We start from the raw sequence: 1,202 nt of genomic DNA, 5'->3' as shown, positions 1-1,202 counted from the left end.
ACAGCATGATCGGTGTGGCAGTAGTAGCGCAGCCGCAGTCCGCGTGAGGTTGAAATGCTGAATCACGACCCACGCCAGGCACTTCACTTTATATCAGGAGTAACTTCATGAAATCCAAGTATCACCGCAGTATTATCGTAACCGCAGGCCTTTCGTTGCTTTCATCTTCAGGCCTAGCCTGGGCCCACCACCCCACGGGTGGGGAGACACCGTCAACGCTCTGGCAGGGACTGCTATCGGGGATAGGACACCCCATTATTGGCATGGATCATCTTGCCTTTATTGTTGCTATTGGCCTGCTTTGCGCTTTTGCTCAGCTTCGCTCCCCCCTTGTCCCAATGGCACTGGTGGCAGCGACGATTCTGGGTGCAGCATTGCAGTGGAGTGGCGTTAACATTCCCTATGTGGAAGTTCTCGTATCTGTATCGGTCATCGCGGTTGGCTTTTTCCTGTTCCGTACCCCGAAATACCTCAAAACAGCTGGGCTGGCTGGTGCATTGGCAGCGATTTTCCATGGTCTGGCCTACGGTGAAGCTATTATCGGCGCAGAACCTGCACCTTTAGGTGCCTACCTCCTCGGGTTGAGCCTGATTCAGATGGTGATTGTTTGGCTGGCCTTTGTGGCTGGTCGTTCTGCTATGAGCATTGGGCCCGCAATGTTGCGAACAACCCGTAACCTTACCGCAGGTGTGGTAGGCGGTATTGGACTTATAGCCCTATCTACGGCAGTCGTGGCCTAGCCCCTTCGGGGGCGCAATAAAATGCCTGATTTCTGATTCACTGTATAATCCGAGGCTCATTTCATTGATGAAATTCCAGCCTCGTTCGCCTTGTATGACAGACCTGCTATGAAAAGCCCTCATGTAGAGGGCTTGGGAGCAGAACAACGTAACGGGCAAGGCAATGCTAGGCGCCCTCTTTGAGCCTCGTCTCAAGCTCAGGTACTGCCTCAAACAGATCCGCTACCAGGCCATAGTCTGCAACCTGGAAGATCGGCGCTTCTTCATCCTTGTTGATCGCAACGATCACTTTGGAATCCGACATACCGGCCAGATGCTGAATGGCACCGGAGATACCAACCGCGATGTACAGCTGCGGAGCAACAATCTTACCGGTCTGACCTACCTGCATGTCGTTGGGAACAAAGCCCGCATCGACAGCTGCACGGGATGCACCCATACCAGCACCCAGCAGATCAGCAA

2 protein-coding genes are annotated in these 1,202 nt (G+C 53.7%); one reads left to right on the top strand and one right to left on the bottom strand.

Features of this window, described 5'->3' with window-relative positions; all coding sequences use genetic code 11:
* The first annotated feature begins 107 nt into the window (after positions 1-107).
* Positions 108-740, top strand: a complete 633-nt coding sequence (locus DS878_RS02735) for a HupE/UreJ family protein (RefSeq protein ID WP_113814417.1) — start codon at positions 108-110, stop codon at positions 738-740.
* Between the two features lie 166 nt (positions 741-906).
* Here DS878_RS02735 and DS878_RS02730 read toward each other — a convergent pair.
* The coding region (locus tag DS878_RS02730; RefSeq protein ID WP_222837424.1) for an FAD-binding protein at positions 907-1,202 on the bottom strand (296 nt) is incomplete at its 5' end.

The organism is Marinobacter sp. F3R11, from assembly GCF_003318275.1.
GTDB lineage: Bacteria > Pseudomonadota > Gammaproteobacteria > Pseudomonadales > Oleiphilaceae > Marinobacter.
Note: the sequence above shows the minus strand (reverse complement) of the source record. Positions and strands in the feature narration are given on the sequence as shown.

Coding starts and splice junctions, on each gene's coding strand:
- DS878_RS02735 (WP_113814417.1), top strand. CDS start 108: ATGAAATCCAAGTATCACCGCAGTATTATCGTAACCGCAGGCCTTTCG.